The sequence below is a fragment of the Parafrankia discariae genome (assembly GCF_000373365.1).
GTDB lineage: Bacteria > Actinomycetota > Actinomycetes > Frankiales > Frankiaceae > Parafrankia > Parafrankia discariae.
The window spans coordinates 67,826-86,765 of the sequence record NZ_KB891241.1 but is presented as its reverse complement, the minus strand read 5'-3'; the positions used below and the strand labels follow the sequence as shown (position 1 = coordinate 86,765).

19 protein-coding genes are annotated in these 18,940 nt (G+C 73.6%); 4 read left to right on the top strand and 15 right to left on the bottom strand.

Features of this window, described 5'->3' with window-relative positions:
* Nucleotides 1-61 precede the first annotated feature (61 nt).
* The 3 genes from B056_RS0124810 to B056_RS0124800 all read right to left on the bottom strand — a co-directional run bounded on the left by B056_RS0124810 (nt 62) and on the right by B056_RS0124800 (nt 5,423).
* The gene (locus B056_RS0124810; protein WP_018504553.1) at nt 62-3,862 is read right to left on the bottom strand and encodes an AAA family ATPase; all 3,801 of its coding nucleotides are present in this window, start codon (nt 3,860-3,862) and stop codon (nt 62-64) included.
* Nucleotides 3,863-4,398: 536 nt separating this feature from the next.
* A complete protein-coding gene (locus B056_RS0124805) occupies nt 4,399-4,596 on the bottom strand; it encodes a hypothetical protein (protein WP_018504552.1) in 198 nt (65 codons plus the stop codon).
* Between the two features lie 515 nt (nt 4,597-5,111).
* Entirely contained in the window at nt 5,112-5,423 is a 312-nt protein-coding gene (locus B056_RS0124800; protein WP_018504551.1) for an acylphosphatase, read from the bottom strand.
* A 255-nt stretch (nt 5,424-5,678) separates the two neighbouring features.
* On the opposite strand from B056_RS0124800, the gene B056_RS44740 reads away from it, so the two are divergent.
* Nucleotides 5,679-5,834, top strand: coding sequence for a hypothetical protein (locus B056_RS44740; RefSeq protein WP_018504550.1), 156 nt, complete (start codon nt 5,679-5,681; stop codon nt 5,832-5,834).
* Nucleotides 5,835-5,939: 105 nt separating this feature from the next.
* Here B056_RS44740 and B056_RS0124790 read toward each other — a convergent pair whose 3' ends face one another.
* The 10 genes from B056_RS0124790 to B056_RS0124745 form a co-directional block, all read right to left on the bottom strand.
* Nucleotides 5,940-6,716 (bottom strand): DUF2786 domain-containing protein, encoded by a 777-nt coding sequence (locus tag B056_RS0124790; protein ID WP_018504549.1) that lies wholly within the window; start codon nt 6,714-6,716, stop codon nt 5,940-5,942.
* Between the two features lie 201 nt (nt 6,717-6,917).
* Nucleotides 6,918-7,847 (bottom strand): bifunctional DNA-formamidopyrimidine glycosylase/DNA-(apurinic or apyrimidinic site) lyase, encoded by a 930-nt coding sequence (mutM, locus tag B056_RS0124785; RefSeq protein ID WP_018504548.1) that lies wholly within the window; start codon nt 7,845-7,847, stop codon nt 6,918-6,920.
* Nucleotides 7,840-8,760, bottom strand: a complete 921-nt coding sequence (rnc, locus tag B056_RS37865; RefSeq protein ID WP_018504547.1) for a ribonuclease III — start codon at nt 8,758-8,760, stop codon at nt 7,840-7,842. Before rnc ends, mutM begins: the two co-directional genes overlap by 8 nt.
* Entirely contained in the window at nt 8,757-9,743 is a 987-nt protein-coding gene (locus B056_RS0124775) for a phosphate starvation protein PhoH (RefSeq protein ID WP_018504546.1), read from the bottom strand. The genes rnc and B056_RS0124775 overlap by 4 nt, the downstream gene beginning before the upstream one ends.
* 7 nt (nt 9,744-9,750) lie before the next feature.
* Complete coding sequence (gene rpmF / locus B056_RS0124770) at nt 9,751-9,921, bottom strand: 50S ribosomal protein L32 (protein ID WP_018504545.1); 171 nt, start codon at nt 9,919-9,921, stop codon at nt 9,751-9,753.
* Nucleotides 9,921-10,505 (bottom strand): YceD family protein, encoded by a 585-nt coding sequence (locus tag B056_RS0124765; RefSeq protein ID WP_018504544.1) that lies wholly within the window; start codon nt 10,503-10,505, stop codon nt 9,921-9,923. The genes rpmF and B056_RS0124765 overlap by 1 nt, the downstream gene beginning before the upstream one ends.
* A 237-nt stretch (nt 10,506-10,742) precedes the next feature.
* Nucleotides 10,743-11,714 (bottom strand): ATP synthase subunit B family protein, encoded by a 972-nt coding sequence (locus tag B056_RS0124760; RefSeq protein ID WP_018504543.1) that lies wholly within the window; start codon nt 11,712-11,714, stop codon nt 10,743-10,745.
* 265 nt (nt 11,715-11,979) lie between these two features.
* Nucleotides 11,980-12,468, bottom strand: coding sequence for a pantetheine-phosphate adenylyltransferase (gene coaD / locus B056_RS0124755; protein ID WP_018504542.1), 489 nt, complete (start codon nt 12,466-12,468; stop codon nt 11,980-11,982).
* Nucleotides 12,465-13,022, bottom strand: a complete 558-nt coding sequence (rsmD, locus tag B056_RS0124750; RefSeq protein ID WP_018504541.1) for a 16S rRNA (guanine(966)-N(2))-methyltransferase RsmD — start codon at nt 13,020-13,022, stop codon at nt 12,465-12,467. Before rsmD ends, coaD begins: the two co-directional genes overlap by 4 nt.
* Nucleotides 13,023-13,029: 7 nt before the next feature.
* Nucleotides 13,030-15,378 carry an ATP-dependent DNA helicase RecG gene (locus tag B056_RS0124745; protein WP_018504540.1) on the bottom strand — a complete coding sequence of 783 codons (2,349 nt, stop codon included), beginning with the start codon at nt 15,376-15,378 and terminating at the stop codon, nt 13,030-13,032.
* 207 nt (nt 15,379-15,585) lie between these two features.
* Here B056_RS0124745 and rpmB point away from each other — a divergent pair, with 207 nt between their 5' ends.
* Nucleotides 15,586-15,774: a 50S ribosomal protein L28 gene (gene rpmB / locus B056_RS0124740; protein WP_026240108.1), complete on the top strand. Its 189-nt coding sequence runs from the start codon at nt 15,586-15,588 to the stop codon at nt 15,772-15,774.
* A 195-nt stretch (nt 15,775-15,969) separates the two neighbouring features.
* Nucleotides 15,970-17,073 carry a D-alanine--D-alanine ligase family protein gene (locus B056_RS0124735; RefSeq protein WP_026240107.1) on the top strand — a complete coding sequence of 368 codons (1,104 nt, stop codon included), beginning with the start codon at nt 15,970-15,972 and terminating at the stop codon, nt 17,071-17,073.
* A gap of 57 nt (nt 17,074-17,130) precedes the next feature.
* Here the strand turns inward: B056_RS0124735 and B056_RS0124730 are convergent, their stop codons facing one another.
* Both B056_RS0124730 and B056_RS0124725 read right to left on the bottom strand, forming a co-directional pair.
* Nucleotides 17,131-17,520, bottom strand: a complete 390-nt coding sequence (locus B056_RS0124730) for a DUF3515 family protein (RefSeq protein WP_018504537.1) — start codon at nt 17,518-17,520, stop codon at nt 17,131-17,133.
* A gap of 134 nt (nt 17,521-17,654) precedes the next feature.
* Nucleotides 17,655-17,888: an Lrp/AsnC family transcriptional regulator gene (locus B056_RS0124725; protein ID WP_018504536.1), complete on the bottom strand. Its 234-nt coding sequence runs from the start codon at nt 17,886-17,888 to the stop codon at nt 17,655-17,657.
* Between the two features lie 211 nt (nt 17,889-18,099).
* On the opposite strand from B056_RS0124725, the gene thiD reads away from it, so the two are divergent.
* A complete protein-coding gene (thiD, locus tag B056_RS0124720; protein ID WP_084647240.1) occupies nt 18,100-18,930 on the top strand; it encodes a bifunctional hydroxymethylpyrimidine kinase/phosphomethylpyrimidine kinase in 831 nt (276 codons plus the stop codon).
* Nucleotides 18,931-18,940 lie beyond the last annotated feature (10 nt).

Below are 18,940 nucleotides of genomic sequence, written 5' to 3'. Positions count from 1 at the left end.
TTACCCGCCCGGGGGACGCTCCGACCGCCCACCGGCGGCCGGACCGGCGGTTCGCCCGCGCTCAGGCGGAGGCGCGCTGACGGAGCCGTTGACTGATCACCGTGGTGACGCCGTCACCGCGCATCGACACGCCGTAGAGGGCGTCGGCGATCTCCATCGTGCGCTTCTGGTGCGTGATTATGATCAACTGCGACTTCTGTCGCAGCCCCTCCACTGCGTTGAGCAGCCGGCCCAGGTTCCGGTCGTCCAGCGCCGCCTCGACCTCGTCCAGGACGTAGAACGGCGAGGGCCGGGCCCGGAAGATCGCGAGCAGCAGCGCGAGGGCGGTGAGCGAGCGCTCCCCGCCGGAGAGCAGCGACAGCCGCTTGACCTTCTTGCCCGGCGGGCGCGCCTCGACCTCGATCCCGGTGGTCAGCATGTCGTCCGGATCGGTAAGGACGAGGCGCCCCTCACCGCCCGGGAAGAGCGTGGCGAAGACCACCTCGAACTCGCGCGCGGTGTCGGCGAACGCCGTCTCGAACACCTCCCGCACCCGTGCGTCGACCTCGTCGACCACCAGCAGGAGATCGCGTCGGGTGCTCTTCAGGTCGTCCAGCTGGGTGGAGAGGAAGGCGGCCCGCTCCTGGAGCGCGGCGAACTCCTCCAGGGCCAGCGGGTTGATCCTGCCGAGCCGGGCGAGCTGCTTCTCCGCGTGGGCCGCCCGGGCCACCTGCTCGGCCCGGTCGAACGGCGTCGGCACGCCGTCCGGCTCGTCGGGCGGCACCGGGACACCCGGGCCGAACTCGGCGATCAGGTCGTCCGCCGCGACGCCGTGCTCCTCGAGGGTCTTCGCCTCCAGGGTCTCGACCCGCAGGCGCTTCTCCGCCCGTGCCAGCTCGTCGCGGTGCGCCGCGTCGCGCAGCGCGGCCAGCTCGGTCGCCTGGCCCCGCGTCTGCTCGCGCACCGTGCCGAGCTCGGCCTCGGTCTCGCGCCGGACCGCCTCGGCCGTCTCCCGCTCGGTCGTGGCGGCGGCGAGCGACCCCTCCAGCGCGTCCAGCGCGACGCCGGCGGCGTCGGCCAGCGCGGCCGCGATCGCGGACTGGCGCTCGCGGACCTCCCGGCGCCGGGCCGCCGCGGCCCGGGCGGCCCGCTCGTTGGCCGCCGCGCGCATGAGCGCGTCGGCCCGGCCGTGCAGGCCGCGGGCACGCTCCTCGCTGGTACGCACCGACAGCCTGGCCTCGACCTCCGCCGCGCGGACCGCGGAGGTCGCCGCGACCAGCCGGTCGCGCTCCGCCGGCGGTCGCTCGCCCACGTCCGGTTCGGACGAGCTCGCCGCCAGCTGCGACTCCAGCTCGGTGAGCGCTCCGTACGCCTGGTCGCGGGCCGTCTCCGCGGCGAGCCTGGACCGCTCGAGCCGGCTGATCTCGCCGGCGGCGGAGCCCCTGGTCCGCTCGATCTGGACCAGGTGCTCGGACAGAGCCCGGTGCCGCGCGTCGGCGGCATGGCGCTCGGCGAGCGCGGCGTCGATGGCGCCGCGGGCCCGCTCGACCTCGGCCCGTGCGGGGCCCATCTCCTCGCGGGCCGCCTCCCGGCGGGCGGACGCCTCGGTCGCGCCGCGGTCGGCCTCGTCCGCGGCGGTCTGAATCTCCAGCACCGACGGCGGCGTGGCGCTGCCACCGACCGCCGACCGGGGCCCGACGACGTCCCCGTCCCGGGTGACGACCCGGGCCCGGGAGTTGGCCGCGATCACCTGCCCGGCGACGTCGAGATCGTCGGCGACGACCGTGTCGGCGAGCAGTTCCCGCACCGCGGGCGCGTACCGGGCGTCGACCACCCTGACCAGGTCCAGCGCGGGCACGGCGCCGGCAGGCAGATCCGGGTCGCGGTCCACGGGCAGCCCCCGCGGGGTACCACCGCCCCCGTCAGCCCGGTCCGTCCCGTCAGCCCGGTCCAGCTGGCCAGCCCGCTCCAGCTGGTTCGCCTGGTCGGCCGGGACGAGGGCGGCCCGGCCGGCGTCGGCGGTGCGCAGCCAGCGCAGGGCGGCCAGCGCGTCGGCCGGAGTGCCGACGAGCAGCGCGTCGGCGGCGGGACCCAGGGCCGCGGCGATCGCCGCCTGTGCCCCCGGGGCGACGGTGACGAAGCTGGCGAGCCGGCCGATGATCTGAACCGCGGGCTCGAGCGGCGGAAGCTGGGCCGGGGCGGCCTGCCGTGGGTCGTTCCGGCCGCCGCGGCCCGGACGGCGCTTGCGGCTACCGGCCCCACCGCCACCCCCAGCCCCTGCGCCCGCGCCGTCGCCCCCGTCGCCGTGTTCGGCGCCTCCGGTGGCTCCCGTACCGGCGTCGGTTGGTGTCGTCTCCCCCGCCGCCGCGCGCAGCAGGGCGCTCGCACCGTCCGCCGGTTCGAGGGAGAGCTCCAGCGCGTCGCGGCGGGCCTGCCAGGAGGCACGGTCACGCTCCGCCGCCCGCTCGGCGTCCCGCAGGGCCTCAAGGCGCTCGCTCGCCGCCTCGTGGACGGCGACGGCCTCGCTGTGCCGCTGCGCGACCTCGTCGCGGGCGGTCTCGATCCGCGCGAGCTCGGTGTCGAGCGCGGAGCGGGACCCGGCCGTCTCGGCGTCCCGGGCCCGGGCGGCCTCCAGCGCCTCGGTCATCCGCACGATGTCCGCCTCGGCGGCCCCCGCGCGGGACCTCGCGGCCTCCACCCGCCCGCCGAGCCGCGCGATTCCCTCCCGACGGTCCGAAGCCGCCTTCGCGGCGGCGAGAAGCGCCCTCTCTTCCCCCGCGAGCTCCTCCTCCAGCGAGCTCCGGCGGGCGACGACCTCCTCCAGGGTCTCCCGGTCCAGCTCGAGACGTTCGGTGAGCGCGAGCTCCTGCTCCCGGACGGCCGTCGCCTCCTGCTCCAGCTCCTCCGGGTCTCGGCCGCCACGGTGCTCCTCCGCCGAGCCCAACAGGCGGGAGCGCTCGGCGGCGAGCGACCTGCTTCCGCGCAGGCGTTCCCGGATCGAGGCCAGGCCGTACCAGGTCTCGGCCGCCGCCGCCGCCCGCGGGACGACCACGGCCAGCCGCGCCTCCAGGTCTGCCTCCCGGCGCTGCCCGTCGGCGAGCGCCTTCTCCGTCTGGGCGACTCGCAGCCGCAGTGCGTCCTCGTCCGCCGCGTCGGAGGCGATCGCCGAACGGGCGGTGGCCAGATCGTCCGCGAGCAGCCGGAGGCGGGCATCACGCAGCGCCGCCTGGATCACACCGGCCTTGCGCGCGATCTCCGCCTGGCGGCCGAGCGGCCCGAGCTGACGCCGCAGCTCAGCGGACAGGTCGGTGAGGCGGGTGAGGTTCGCGGCCATCGCCTCGAGCTTGCGGAGGGCTTTTTCCTTGCGCTTGCGATGTTTCAGGACACCGGCCGCCTCCTCGATGAAGGCGCGGCGGTCCTCCGGCCGGGCATGCAGGACCGCGTCGAGCTGCCCCTGGCCGACGATCACGTGAAGCTCGCGGCCGATGCCGGAATCGCTCATCAACTCCTGGATGTCCAGGAGTCGGCAGGTGGTGCCATTGATGGTGTATTCGCTCTCACCACTGCGGAACATCAACCGGCCGACGGTGACCTCGGAGTACTCGATCGGCAGCGCGCCGTCGGCATTGTCGATCGTCAGCAGCACCTCGGCGCGGCCGAGCGCGGGACGGGACGGCGTGCCGGCGAAGATGACGTCCGACATGGTGCCGCCGCGCAGGGCTTTGGCACCCTGCTCGCCCAGCACCCAGGCGATCGCGTCGACGACGTTGCTCTTGCCCGAGCCGTTGGGACCCACGACACAGGTGATGCCGGGCTCGAGATGCAAGGTGGTCGAGCTCGCGAACGACTTGAAACCCCGCAGGGTGAGGCTCTTGAGATGCACCGGGCTCCGGGCGGCGGAGGGGACGCGAACCCCGTTACCGGGCCGGTGATCGCCGGCCCGGACGAAGATCGACCGAACATTCGTCCCGCTCATGGTACCGAGGGACGCCTGACGGCCCGGCGAGCGCCGCCCCGCCCCGCACGTCGCCGCAGGACAGAACGGCATCACGCGGGGACGCGACGGCCGGAGGCCGGCCCCGTACCCACGACACCCACGACCGCTGCCGGGCACGCGCGGACGGCGTGCCGGGCCCGTGTCAGCCCGACCCGGCCCGCGACGGCGGAGCCAATAGTCGACCTCTACCCGGGCGCGGTAAAAATACTCAGAGCTACAAGAGGCTCACCCTGAGCAATGAATGTCGGGCATAGCTCACCACATGCACACCCAGGTGTGCCCATAAGACGCCAGGGCACACCCGAATGGGACGCACGCGGGCACGACGGAACTTGCCCGACCGACGGACCAGGGGGGTCCACGCCGTGCTGGACACTGCATATGGGGCACACGGAGTGGCCCGGATGTCGGGGCTCGGTGGCTCAGGTGAGCGCGGGCTCCACGTCGAGCGCGCGCACATCGGCAGGGACGTCGACACCGTCCACGAGTGCCTCGTTCACCGCCCGGACGCGCGCAAGCTCGGACTCGAGCTCAGCTACTCGGGCGCGAAGACGGCGTACCTCGTACGAGAGACGCATGTCGCTGCCGGAACCGACGTGGCCGAAAAGGGCCTTCGCCATGGTGATGGTCCTCCACGATGAGTGACCTAGCGGGATGTTGGGCGCGACGGGACCAGAAAGATCGGAGCGCGGCCCAGAGAATGACCTAAGAATCCCACGTCAGGCGACCGAAAGTCAAGAGCATGCCACAAGGCCCCTGCCTGGTCCGCCGAACATCGGAAAATCCTCGCCGGCGTACACCCGGTGGGACACATGACCCGGGACCAGATGCGACACGTTCACCGCCGCCCGGCCATGTGGCGAGTTCGACAGGTGGCTTGTTCCTCATCCGCTTCCTTCCACGTTCGGGCCCGCCACCAGCCACGATCATGCGATGCCGCAAGGGAAGCAGTGCGGCGCGAAGTGACAGCGGACAGCATTGATCAACAATCCCCGCAGCGACGGCGTGGTCCCGCCGGGCAAAAACGCACTCAGCCCGCCGAAGGCTTCTCCGCGAAGTTCGACGCCGTTCGTACACGCGTCGCCGCAGATTGCGCGCCTGTTCAATCGACGCGTTCGCGCGCTTCGTACGCGCTTCAGCGCCGCACGAAGCCCGCCAATCCGCCTCGCGGCTCGCCCCAGACATGATCGACCCGCTCGGTGTGCCCCGGCGTGTGGCCGGTCACCAGCAACTCGAGCAGCGCCTCGCAGGCGTCCCGCTCACCCTCCGCGATCACTGCCACGGCACCGTCGGGCAGATTGGTGGCAGAGCCGGCAAGCCCGAGACGACGGCCCCTGGTGCGCACGTAGTCACGGAACCCGACTCCCTGGACAAGACCTTCGACCCGGGCGGTGAGGCGGACCACGTCCCCGCCGGAGGCGCCCTTCGTCGCGCGAACCTCGTTCATCGGGGCGGTAGGGTACTAGCCATTGTGGACACCATGTGCATCGAGAGCGCGCAGCTCAACAGGGACGCCCAGGCCAACGTTCAGGCCGGGCCGCGACGTGGGACGCCGTCGAGCGAGACCACCGTTGGTGACCGCGTGCACACGCCGAGGCGATCCGCCATTCGGCGATCTCTCGCGTGTGCGGCCGCCGCGGGCTCGATAGGTGCCGCGCTCCTCCTCTCCGGTTGTGGTCAGGACTTCCATCAGGACGGTGGGGTGACCCCGGTGCCGCACGCCAGCACCGAGGGCGTCCGCACCGTGACACCGGCTCCGGCCCCCTCCGAGGAGGTGATCGGGCCGGGCTACGCACCGCCGCGCGGCGAGCGGCCGACCCAGACCGCGGTGCCGAACCTGCCCGGCGGGGGGCTGTAGGCAACTGGCGAGTCGGTGCGGCCAGGTCCTGGTCGCACCGACTCCTGGCGCCGAACCGACTCCAGGTCAGCCCCGGGCGGATCGGCGCACGGCCCTGTCATCCGGTCAACTGATCTGCCGCCGCGCCCGCCGCTGCGACGGAACCCGCCTGCCCTCCCCGAGGTCTGCCCGCTGGCCGGCCTGATAGCCGTCCCGACCGCCGGATCCTGAGAGCTGCCTCGTCCGGGTCGTGCGCAAACGCGGATAGACGCGGGCCAGATGCGCCTCGACCAGGCCCTCCCGGCCGGCGAGCACGACCGCGACCGAACGCCGGGCGGCCGCTCCGGCCGCCGCTGGAGCGGTCGCCCGACTCTCCTCCGCCCTTCGACGCGCCGCCTCCTCGGCCTGGGCCAGCCGGTCGCGGACGGCGACGGCGAAGCCCGCCATCCAGGACCGGCGGAAGGCTCGCGGATCCTCCCAGGCCGGCGGACGGGCCGCCGAGAGGCCGTGCGCCTGCTGGACGAGCAGCGAGGTGTAGAGCATCTGCACCCGCTCGATGTCGACCGCCATGCCGAACAGGTGCGCGGAGTGCGTGGTCGCCCCGCCGCTGCCCACCGGGGACGGCACCGTGCGGTGCACGAGCCGGCAGCCGAGGGGGTCGGCGACGCTCGCGAGCAGGGAGATCTTGTCCCGCGCGTACGGCGCGTCGATACCCATCACGACGTCGCCGGCGGCGGGGCCGGTGGGCGAGCCGTCCTCGATCAGCGCCCGGTCGATGCCGTACTGGGCGATGAGCTCCGCCGCCTTGGCGTTGTAGCTCTCACGGGCCGCGTGGGGCAGACCCTCAGCCTCCGCCATCGCCAGCAGCTTGCGCACGCGGCCGAGCAGAGCGTCGGGGTTCATGGCGCCTCCGTCCACGGTCCTCCTCCGGAGTGGATACCAGAAGGGGACACAGTCTGTGAGGCCCCGCCGGACCGGGCACGGCTGTCATCGCCAGCGCCCCCGGTCACGGCCACCGACGGGGCTGATCCAAACGATGCTGATTCGAACGATGCTCATTCGAACAATCGAACAATGCAGATTCGAACGTGCGTTCGAAGCTTATCACCGGACCCGGTGGGGCAGAGGCTGGCACGCCGGGCAGCTGAAACTGGAGCGGTTCATGAACGCGTCCCGACGGATGGTCGAGGAACAGCGGGAGCACGCCTGGCCGCCGCGGCCGTAGACCTCCAACGAGCGCTCGAACAACCCGCTGACGCCCTCGGTCGAGACATAGAGGCGGTCGAAGGAGGTACCGCCGGCTGCCAGCGCCGCCGTCATCACGGTGCGGACCGCGTCGAGCAGCCGCAGCGCCTCGGCGCGGGTGACCGTCTCGGTCGGGCGGGCGTAGTGCAGGCGCGCGGCCCACAGGGCCTCGTCCGCGTAGATGTTGCCCACGCCGCTGATCAACGTCTGGTCGAGCAGGGCGCGCTTGAGGCCGGTGCGCCGGCGGCGCAGCGCGTCGGCGAAGCGCTCCGGATCGAAGTCTGCGGAGAGCGGGTCCGGCGCGATGTGGGCGATCGGGGCCGGCAGCTCCGCCCCACCTGAGACCACAGCAAGACCACCGAAGGTCCGTTGGTCCACGAAGCGCAGCTCGCGGCCCTCGTCGGTGAACCGGAAACGGACCCGCAGGTGCACCTGGTCCGGGCTGTCCGCCGGAACCACGAGGAGCTGGCCGCTCATCCCGAGATGACCGAGCAGCGCGTCACCGGCCACCGACCCCCGCGGTTCCGGCGGCCCGATCAGTTCAGCCGACCCGGCCGGTTCAGCCGACCCGGCCGGTTCGGGCGGCGCCAGGCCGAGCCACAGGTACTTGCCGCGCCGACGTGCCGTGGCCACCGTCCGCCCGACGAGCGAGGCGGCGAAGTGGTCAGCCCCGGCGAGATGGCGGCGGACCGCCCGCGGGTGACGGACCTCCACCCCGGCGACGGTGCGGCCGACCACACCGCGTTCGAGGCCCCGGCGGACGACCTCGACCTCGGGCAGCTCAGGCATCACCGACAGCGGGGCTCATCGGGAGTCCCACCACGGAGGCGGCGCCGTTGCCCGAGGCGGCGGCGGCCTCGCCCGGCCCGCCGGCCGCGGCACCGACCGCGCCAGCAGCGCCGACCCTGTCGGGGGTAGCGCCGACCCTGTCGGTGGTAGCGCCGGCCGTGCCGGTGGCGTCAGCCGTCAGCTCGTCCTGGGCGTTCACCGCCGAGCGCTTCTCGAGCACCGCGAAGGCCGCGGCCGCGGCCCGCTGCTCGGCCTCCTTCTTGCTGCCGCCCTCACCCTCGCCGAGCACCTCGCCGGCGACCCGCGCGAACGCGGTGAACCGCTTCGCGTGATCGGGACCGGCCTCGGTGACGGCGTAGTCGGGCGGGCCGAGGCCCAGCAGGGCCGTCTGCTCCTGCAGCGAGGTCTTCCAGTCCAGCCCGGCGCCGCGGCCGGCCGCCTCGTCGAGGAGCGGGTCGAAGAGCCGGTGGACGAACCCGGAGGCCACGTCGAGGCTGTTCGAGAGGTAGACCGCCCCGATAACCGCCTCCAGTGTGTCGGCCAGGATGCTGGGTTTGTCCCGCCCGCCGGTCGCCTCCTCACCACGGCCGAGGAGCAGGTACGGCCCGATGCCCGCCGAGCCGATCCGCCGGGCGACGTCGGCCAGTGCCCGCATGTTCACCACCGAGGCGCGCTGCTTGGCGAGCTGCCCCTCGGGAAGGTCGGGATGGCGACGGAACAGCGCGGCCGTGACGATCAGGCCGAGCACCGCGTCACCGAGGAACTCCAGCCGCTCGTTCGTCGGCAGCCCGCCGTTCTCGTACGCGTACGAACGGTGGGTCAGCGCACGGTCGAGCAGTTCGGGGTCGATGTGGACGTCGAGCGCCTCCACCAACCCGTCCCGAGGCGGGGTGACCGACTGTGACCGGCTCATCGGGACAGCCCCGCCAGTTCCCGGCGGCGGTCGACGAGCGTCGACATGGCCTGCCGCACCGCCCCGGAAAGCCCGGAACGCACGGCGCCCACGGCGGCGCGGACAGCTTCCGGCAGGGCTCCCGGCCCCACCGGGGCCGTCGCCGCCGGCCCACCCGCTCGGATGGCCGTCCCGTCCACTCCCAGCACGATGATTCCCCCCTGAAGGTCCGAACTGTTCGCCTGCCAGCAGGCCGGATCCGTCTCGTGCCGTGCTCGGTGCGCGCCGGAGTACAGCGCGGAGAGCACCACGTCGCCGGTGAATCCGTCGGTGACGACGACGTCGACGCCGGTTCCGGTCCGGAGCCGGTCGGCGGTGACCGGACCGACGAAGTCGAGGCCCAGCGACGCGAGCAGGTCACCGGCCGAGCGGCGCAGCGGGTCCGGCAGGGCCAACCGCGCCGAGAGCAGCCCGACCGCCGGAACGCCGACACCGTGCCGCACCCGGGCCAACCGCGCGCCCGCGAGCGCGAACTGGGCCAGCTCGTCGGCGGTGACGTCGACCGAGCCGCCCGCGTCACAGAGGATCACCGGGGACTCTGCCGGCCCGACGACCGTGGCCGCGGCGGCCCGGGTCGCGCCGGGCACCAGCCCGAACGTGAACCCGGCCGCCGCGATGACCGCCTCGAGCGGAGCCACGGAGACCATCGCGTCGGCGTGCCCGTCCCGGACGAGGCGGGCCGCGACGCGGACCCCGGCATCCCGGCGCGCGCGAACCTCACGCAGCGCCTCGGGGCCCGACGCCACGCCGCGTGAAACGTTCACCAGCCGGACGCGGCCGCTCTCAAGCACACCGTGCTCGGCGAGCGCGGGAGCGACCGTGTCCGTGGGCGCCACCACGGTCAGGGTCACCCGCGGATCGGCACCGAGGATCGCGGTGAGCTCGCCGAGCAGGTCGCCCGGCGGGGAGCCCGCTCCGATCAGGTCGACAGCGACACGTGCCACACCGTGGTCAGACGTCGAGCACCTGGCGATCGTTGTAACGGCCGCAGGTCGGGCACGCGGTGTGCGGCCGGACAGTGTGCCCGCGCGAGCACTTGGCCAGCGTCGGCGCCTTCGCCTTCCACTGCGCCCGACGGGACCGGGTGTTGCTGCGCGAGGTGCGCCGCTTCGGGACTGCCACTAGTCCTTCTCCTTGTTATCGGTGGTGGCAGGGGCCTCGGCAAGGCCGGACAAAGCCGCCCACCTCGGGTCCTGCTGGATGTGGGAATGGTCCGGCCCGAGATCGTCGAGCCGCCCCCCGCAGTCGACACACAGGCCGGCGCAGTCGGGACGGCAGACCGGCGACAGCGGGAGGTCGAGCACGACCGCGTCACGCGCCACCGGCTCGAGGTCGACGTGGTCGTCCACGAGGACGCTGGTGTCGTCCTCGTCGTCGGTCTCGACGGCCCGCTCCGGGTAGTAGAACAGCTCGAGGATGTCCACGGACATCGAGTCGGAGATCTCGTCGAGACAGCGACCGCACTCTCCGGCGAGGGGGACGGTGACCACCCCGCTCACGAGGACGCCCTCCATGACCGACTCGAGCCGCAGGTCGAGCCGCACGGTGGCACCGGTGGGCACGCGCACCAGCTCGGTGCCGAAGTCCGATGGCTGGACGATCGTCGTCTCGACACGGCGCAGCGAGCCCGGCCGGCGGCCGAGCTCTCGGGTGTCGAGGACGTAGGGCCCCCGGGGGGTGCGCCGACGGGCTCGTTGTGTGGTCATGGCTGTCACAGCAGATGTTCTCACGTCGCGGTCGGTGTCGGAGTGACCTGGGGACGGGCACCGGTCGTGTGGACCCGGGATGGACCCGCCCCGTGCCTCCCGAACTGCCGCCACCTGGCCGGTCGTGAGTCGATCGGCGTGGATGCCGGCCGACCCGGCCCGAAGGCCGAACGACCCGGGTGACGACCTGGGTGTGCCGGGAGGACGTGCCCACGTCACCGGGCACGGACCACCAGACTATCCGATCGGTGCTCCCACGCCGGAGGTCAGCCGGACATGGCCCGTCATGCCACCGCGGGCGGCGGGTACGCCGGTCCACCGCTCGCCGTCCTCCGGACGGTCGGGGTCCGCCCGCTGCCCGGGCGCGGCCGCGGCGTTCAGCGGCCCGGCGCCACCGGCCGCGTCGTCACCGGTGACACCGCCACCAGCCGCGTTGCCGCCAGCCGGGTCCATCCCGGCGCCGCCGTGCATTCCGTCGCCGCGCAGGCCACCACCGGACGTCCTGTCGCCGTACATCGCGCCGCCGTACCACCCGCCGCCGTGCACCGGGTCGCCGTGCGGCCCACCGCCGCCGGGGACGCCCGTGTCCGGGCCGGCCGGGCCTGCGCCGGAGACCGCCGGGTGGAGATCCGCTCCGCCGGCACCGACCACCGCGGACCGCGCGCCCATCGGCGCGGCCGCAGCCGGCCCCACTCCCCCGAACTGGTGCGGGCCGGCGGGCCCGCCGGCCCCGCCGTGGGCACCCGCCGCACCCGCCACCGCGCCCCGGGAGGCCAGCCGCTCGCGGCCCCGGGCCACCGAGGCGAGCGTGCGGTCGAGGACCTCCTCGAACCCGGCCAACTTGCCGTCGACGTAGGAGTCGATCTGGCTGCGCATGTCGTCCGACGCCTGGCGGGCGGCTGCCATGATCGCCGCGGCGTCGGTCTCCGCCTGGGCGACCACCGCGCTGCCCGAGGCCAGCCGGACGCCCTCGCGCCGACCGTCGGCCACGATCGCGGCGGCCCGCCGGTGCGCGTCGTCGATGATCGCCTCACTGTCCGCCAACACCCGGTCGGCGTCGGCCAGCCGCTCGGGCAGCCGCGCCCGCAGGTCCTCCAGCGCCTCGAGCATCTCGGCGCGGTTGAGTACGCAGGACGTCGTCAGCGGCATCGCCCGCGCCCCCTCGACCACAGCGATGATCAGGTCGAGGCGCTCAGCGAGATCATCCATGACCGGTAGGTTACGACCGGCCGACGGAGCACCTGGTAGCGACACTCCGCTAACCGACACGGACCCGCCGCGAAGGCCCGGAAGCCCGATATCGACGTGGCGCGACGACACGACCCCGCCACGCACACGCCATCACGACGGAGAGACAACAAACGCCGCCCGCGGGTGGTTCGCGGCTGGTGGTCGGCGGCGGGCAGCCGGCGACGAACGTCCGCCGGCGGCGCCACGGGGGGCCGCCGGCGGGGGATCGCCCGCACCCGGGCGGCTAGGGCGCGGAGCGGTCCCGCAGGCCCTTGAGGACCACGTCCGGCACCAGCCCGGAGACGTCGCCGCCGTAGCGGGCGACCTCCTTGACGAGGCTCGAGGAAAGGAACGCGTACTGCGGGTTCGTGCTCATGAACAGGGTCTCCACCCCGGCCAGCGAGTGGTTCATCTGCGCCATCTGCAGCTCGTAGTCGAAATCACTGACGGCGCGCAGGCCCTTCACGATCGACTGGATGCCACGCACCCGGCAGAAGTCGACCAGCAGGCCGTGCGACGAGTCGACGACGACGTTGGTGGGTGCGTCGGGATGGCTGCGAACCGCATCCCGGATGAGGTCGATCCGTTCGTCGATCGTGAACAGATGGGCCTTGGATTTATTGATCAGAACGGCGACGACGACCTCGTCGAAGAGCTTGCTCGCTCTCACGATGATGTCGAGGTGACCGTTGGTGATGGGGTCGAACGATCCGGGACAGACTGCCCTCCTCATGATCGATTACCGTACCAGAGGACCCCCTCTCCGTACCTGCGCTCACGCAGTGCTATGAGACCGTCCGGCCAGGTCACGGGACCGCTCCGGTACGCACGCTCCACCACACAGACCGCGCCCGGGGCCAGCCAGCCGCCGCCCACCAGCCGCCCGAGCACGCCGTCCAGCTCGGCGCCGGGCAGCGCGTAGGGAGGATCGAGGAAGACCACGTCATAGGCCTCGGCCGGAGGCGCGGACAGGACCCGTTCCACCGCCGAGCGCACCACCTCGGCACCCGCCAGGCCGAGGGCGTCCGCGTTGCGGCGCAGGGTGCGGACCGCCGTCGCGTCCCGGTCGACGAGCAGGGCGTGCGCCGCCCCGCGCGACAGTGCCTCGAGGCCGACCGCGCCGGAGCCCGCGTAGAGGTCCGCGACCCTGGCTCCGGCGAGATCCACCAGCGTCGCGAGCGTGTTGAACAGGCCCTCTCTCGTCCGTTCGGAGGTGGGCCTGGTGGCGCCGCCCGGCGGCACCAGCAGCCGTCGCCCCCCGGCGTGCCCGCCGACGATCCGCGTCATCGCCAGGTCAGCCCTTCTCCAGGAAGGCCGCGCTGGCCTCGTCCAGGGCGGCCGTGAGCCGACGCAGCAGGGCCGGCTGGCCCACGAGCTCGGGGTCCGCCGCCACGAGCGCCCCGGCCTCCTCGCGGGCGGCGCGGATGAGGTCCTCGTCCCGCAGCAGCTCGAGCAGGCGCAGCGAGCGGCGCCCGCCGGACTGGGCCGCGCCGAGGACGTCGCCCTCGCGGCGCTGCGCAAGGTCGAGCCGGGCCAGCTCGGCGCCGTCCGACGTGGCGGCGACGGCCAGCAGACGCTCGGCGGCCGGCGCGGCGCCGTCGACGGAGGTGTGCAGCAGGCACACCCCGGGCGCGCTGCCCCGCCCCACCCGGCCGCGCAGCTGGTGCAGCTGGGACACCCCGAACCAGTCGGCATCCAGAACGATCATGGCGGTCGCGTTCGGGACGTCCACCCCGACCTCGATCACCGTGGTGGCGACCAGGACGTCCACCTCCCCGGTGGCGAACCGGTTCATGATCTCATCCCGCACCGGGGAGGGCAGCCGCCCGTGCAGGCCCTCGACGCGCAGGCCGGCGAGCTCGCCCGCGGCCAGCCGGGGCAGCACCTCGGTGACCGTCGCGCCGACCCGCTCGCCCTCCCGCGGGCCGGCAGAACCCACAGGCCCCCCGGACGGCTCCTCGCCGCCGTCGCCGCCCTCGCCGTCACCGACCCGGGGGCACACCACGTACGCCTGGTGTCCGGCGGCGACCTCGTCGCGCACCCGGCCCCACATGCGGTCCATGAAGGGCCTGTTCAGCGAGGGGACGACGAAGGTCGAGATCGGTGAGCGCCCGGCGGGCAGCTGGTTCAGCGTCGAGACCTCGAGATCACCGAACACGGTCATGGCCACGGTGCGGGGGATGGGCGTCGCGGTCATGACGAGCAGATGGGGTGGGCGCCGGCCCCGCGAACGCAGCTCGTCGCGCTGCTCCACCCCGAACCGGTGCTGCTCGTCGACCACGACCAGCGCCAGGTCGGCGAAGGTGACGTCCGCGCCGAGCAGCGCGTGGGTGCCGACGACGAGGCCGACGGTGCCGTCGGCGACGGCGGCCAGCACCTCGCGGCGGGCCCGGGCCGGCATCGAGCCGGTCAGCAGCGCCACCCTGGTCGCGGGGCCGTCCACGCCGAGCTCGCCGGCCCGGGCCTGGTCGCCGAGCAGTTTGAGCAGGCTCCGGTGGTGCTGGGCCGCCAGGGTCTCGGTGGGCGCCAGCATGGCGGCCTGACCACCCGAGTCGACGGCGGTGAGCATGGCCCGCACGGCCACCACCGTCTTGCCGGACCCGACCTCGCCCTGCAGCAGCCGGTGCATCGGGAACGCCCTGGCCATCTCGGCCGCGACGGTCTCCCCCACCTCGCGCTGGCCGTCGGTCAGCGCGAACGGCAGCGCGGAGTCGAACGCGTCGAGCAGGCCGCCGGCCCGCCCCGGCCGGGCCACCGTGGCGGCCAGCTCGGCGCGTCGGCGCCGCTGGGCGAGGGCGACCTGCACGACGAGTGCCTCGTCCCACTTCAGCCGGGTGCGGGCGACGGCGATGTCGGCCCGGGAGGCCGGCCGGTGGGCCAGTTCATAGGCTCTGCGCAGGCCGGCGAGACGATGCCGGGACCGCAGCGCCGCCGGCAGCGGATCGGTCAACTCGCCGAGCGAGTCGAGCACCAGCCGCAGGCAGCGCGCCAGCGTCCAGCTCGTGACCTTCGCCGTGGCCGGGTAGATCGGGACGAGGGAGCCGGCGAAGCCGGCGACCACCGGTGCCGGCCCTCCCGCGGCACCCGCGGCACCGTTCCCGGCGCCGTCGGGTCCGTCGGAACCGGTGGCTTCGTCGAAAAAGCCGGCTCCGTCGACACCGGCCGCCCCGGTCGCGTCGTCGGCGGCGCCTTCGGGGTCGGGCGCGTCGAGGAGATGGACCTCGGGATGGATGAGCTGGCGCCGGCCGCGGAACTCGGCCACCTTGCCGGCGAACAGCGCGGTCGTGCCGGGGACGAGCTCCTTGGCCCGCCACTGCTGGTTGAAGAAGACCAACGAGAGCTCACCGCGACCGTCGGTGACCGTGATCTCCGTGCGACCTCCGCCGCCACCGCCACGCCGCCGCGGCCCGCCGCCCGACCCGGGCCGGCCCTGGTGCCGGACGACCTTCGTCACCCGGGCCTGGACGGTGGCGATCTCGCCGACGACGAGCTCGTCGAGATCGGTCAGCTCGCCGCGCTCGTGGTAGCGCCGCGGGAGGTGGTCGAGGAGATCTCCGACGGTCTCGAGTTCCAGGCCGTCGGCGAGCAGCGCGGCGGTGCGCGCTCCCAGTGGGCCCTTCAGCGGGGTGTCAAGGTCGAGCACCCCTCGATACTGCACCGGACCACCGACACTCTCGGTGGCCGGCCACTTCCACCAGCCAGCTCGCTCCTGCGGCGGGACGCTCCCGGCGGTGCGCGAACTCAGGACAGCCGCGGCGACCTCGATCGCCGCGGCTGGGGTAGCCTCGCAGTCGACTACAGGCTAGAGCGGCCGGCAGTTCCCGGCCATCGCGATTGACGGAGTGTTCTCGTGTCTTCGGTGTGTGACGTCTGCGGCAAGGGGCCGGGCTTCGGCATGTCGGTCTCCCACTCCCACCGGCGCACCCGCCGTCGCTGGAACCCCAACATCCAGACCGTCCGGGCGGTGGTCGGTCGTACGCCCAAGCGACTCAACGTCTGCACCTCGTGCCTGAAGGCGGGCAAGGTCACCCGCGGCTGACCCGGCCGACGCCCACGACCCCCCGCTGCCGCTCGACCGACGGCATCGCCGCGGCCTCGATCAGGCACCATCTCGGCCTCGATCGACGGGCCGCGGCAGCCTTGACGGGCGCGCCGCGGCGGCTCGCGAGGACGCCCGGAAGGCCCCCCGGAGGGCTACGGCCCGGGCTCCGGTGGCATCGGCTACTGTCCCGGCATGGGAGCCTCCAGGCGCAGGGTTCGGCTCGTCCTTCTGTTCGGCGGCCGTAGCACGGAGCATTCGATCTCGTGCGTGTCCGCCGGCGGGGTGCTGCGGGCACTCGACCGGTCCCGTTACGACGTGATCCCGGTCGGCATCGACACCGAGGGCCGCTGGGCGGTACTGCCCGACGACAGTCCGGCGCTCGCGCCGGTGGGCACGGATCTCCCTGTGGTCGACACGTCGGCCGGCCTGGCGGTCGCGCTGCCCCCGAGCCCGTCCGCGACACCTGTGGTGGCGCGCGACCCGTCCGCGGCGCCGCGTGATCTGGGCCCCGTCGACGTGGTCTTCCCGTTGCTGCACGGGCCGTTCGGTGAGGACGGCACGATCCAGGGCCTGCTTGAGATGGCCGGGCTGCCCTACGTGGGCTCCGGAGTGTTCGCCAGCGCCGCGGCCATGGACAAGCAGCACATGAAGAGCATGCTCGCCGCCGCCGGGCTGCCCGTCGGCCCGTACGCCGTCCTGCGGCCCGGCCAGACGCTGTCGGAGCAGGACCGCGAGCGGCTCGGGCTGCCCGTCTTCGTCAAGCCCGCCCGCGGCGGCTCCAGCATCGGCATCAGCCGGGTGGACGCCTGGGCCGACCTCGACACGGCACTGAAGACGGCCCGGGCCAGCGACCCGAAGACACTCGTGGAGGCGGCGGTCGTCGGCCGCGAGATCGAGTGCGGCGTGCTCGACAGCCTCGACGGCTCCGGCCCCCGGGCGAGCGTGCCGGCCGAGGTCACCATCACCTCGTCGGCCGGCTTCTACGACTTCGAGGCGAAGTACCTCTCGAACGGGGCCGTCTTCGACGTGCCCGCGCGCCTGCCGGACGCACTGACCGAGCGGGTCCGCGCGACCGCGGTCGCCGCGTTCGAGGCGTTGGACTGCGCCGGACTGGCACGGGTCGACATGTTCGTCACGCCGTCAGGCGAGATCGTCCTCAACGAGGTCAACACGATGCCCGGGTTCACCCCGATGTCGATGTACCCGCGGATGTGGGCGGCCTCCGGGCTCGACTACGCGGCCCTGGTGGACCAGCTCGTCCAGCTCGCCCTGCGCGACGGCGCGGGCCTTCGCTGACGCCCGACCCCGACGAAGAACACCGACCCCGGCGGACACCGGCTCCGGGGCCGGGCGTCAGGCAGTCGTGGATCTGGTGTGCTCGCGAACCGCCGGGGCCAGCGCGACCAGTACCTCGAAGGCCTGCCGGTCCGCCGGCAGGGTGAGAACGACCTGGGGGGTCCTGGTCGGGGTGGAGTAGCGGACCTGGGAACCGACGTCCTCGGTGAACCAGGCGACCTCGTCGACCTCGGAGAGGATCGAGTCGGGTCGGTAGGTCGCCGCGACGCCGGAGGCGCCACAGGTGAGAACGACCGGATCGGAGCCGAAGGCCGCCGCGGTGGGAGCCGGGGGCTCCACCTTACGGCGGTCGAGGCCGTCACCCAGCGAGTCGGGCAGGGCGGCGGTCAGCGCCTCGCAGGACGTCCGGTCCGCACCGGCCGGGGTGGGCGCGCCGGTGATCGCCACCGGCCCGGGCCCACCACACGCGGTGAGCGGCCCGGCCGCCAGACCCGCCAGGCCGGCGAGGCAGAACGGGAGAAGCCGGACCCGCCGCGCGGCCCGCGCCCTGGGGCACGAGCCGGCGGACGGGGCCCACCGAGTCAGAAGTGGACGACGGGGCATGTCAGGGTACGAGTGATGCCGTCGACCGACTGGACCCGTGACATCACGAGTTTTCCCAGGTCATCGACGCTGGCCGCCTGCGCGCGCACAATGACGTCATAGGGACCGGTCACATCCTCGGCCTGGGTGACCCCCGGGATCTGCTCGATCTCCTTGGCCACCGATGCCGACTTGCCGACCTCGGTCTGGATAAGGATATAGGCGTGGACCACAGACGCTCCCTCGTCGGACGTCGACAGCCCGTCGAGCAGACACGGGCTGACAGAAGGTAACAGGCAAACGGGCCGGATGAGAGGGTCCGCGGCGAGGAATTTGCTCTGATCGCCCGACTGGCACGGAGGAACCTCGCCCCGCCGCCGGTGAACTCGGCCGTTTTAGGCCCGCCAGGCCCGCTCCAGACCTCACTGTGAGGATCCACACGCCATGACGCCAGCGATACCAAAGAACCCGGCCCCGCCCCGGGTGCTGACCATCGCCGGATCGGACTCCGGCGGCGGCGCCGGCATCCAGGCGGACCTCAAGACGATGCTGGCGCTCGGTGTCCACGGGATGAGCGCGATCACCTCGGTGACGGCGCAGAACTCGCTCGGCGTGCAGGGCGTGTGGGACCTCCCGCCGGAGGCGGTACGGGCGCAGATCCGCGCCGTCGCCGACGACATCGGCGTGGACGCGGTGAAGACCGGGATGCTCTCCTCCGCGACCCTCGTCGGGGTGGTGGCCCGGGAGCTCGCCGGGCTGGGGGCACCGTGCGTGGTCGACCCGGTGGGCGTCTCCAAGCACGGCGACCCGCTGCTGGCCGCCGACGCGGTGGACGTGCTGCGCACCGAGCTCCTCCCCCGCGCGACCGTCGTCACCCCGAACCTGGACGAGGTGCGGCTGCTGACCGGCGTCGAGGTCACCGACGAGACCGGCCTGCACCGGGCCGCGGCGGCCCTGCTCGCGCTGGGCCCGACGTGGGTGCTGGTCAAGGGCGGCCATCTGCCGGGCGACGCCGTCGATCTGCTGACCGACGGGTCGACCGACGTCCTGCTGCGCGCCGGGCGGCTGCCGCGCGAGCACACCCACGGGACGGGCTGCACCCTCGCCTCGGCGATCGCCGCGCACCTGGCGCGGGGCGACGACGTCCCGACCGCGGTACGGGCGGCCAAGACCTATGTGACCGGGGCGCTCGCCGCCGGCTTCCCGCTCGGCGCCGGGATCGGGCCCGTCGACCACGGCCACCTGACCCGGGCCGGCGGCGGTTCGGCCCGGTGACGCGGCCGGA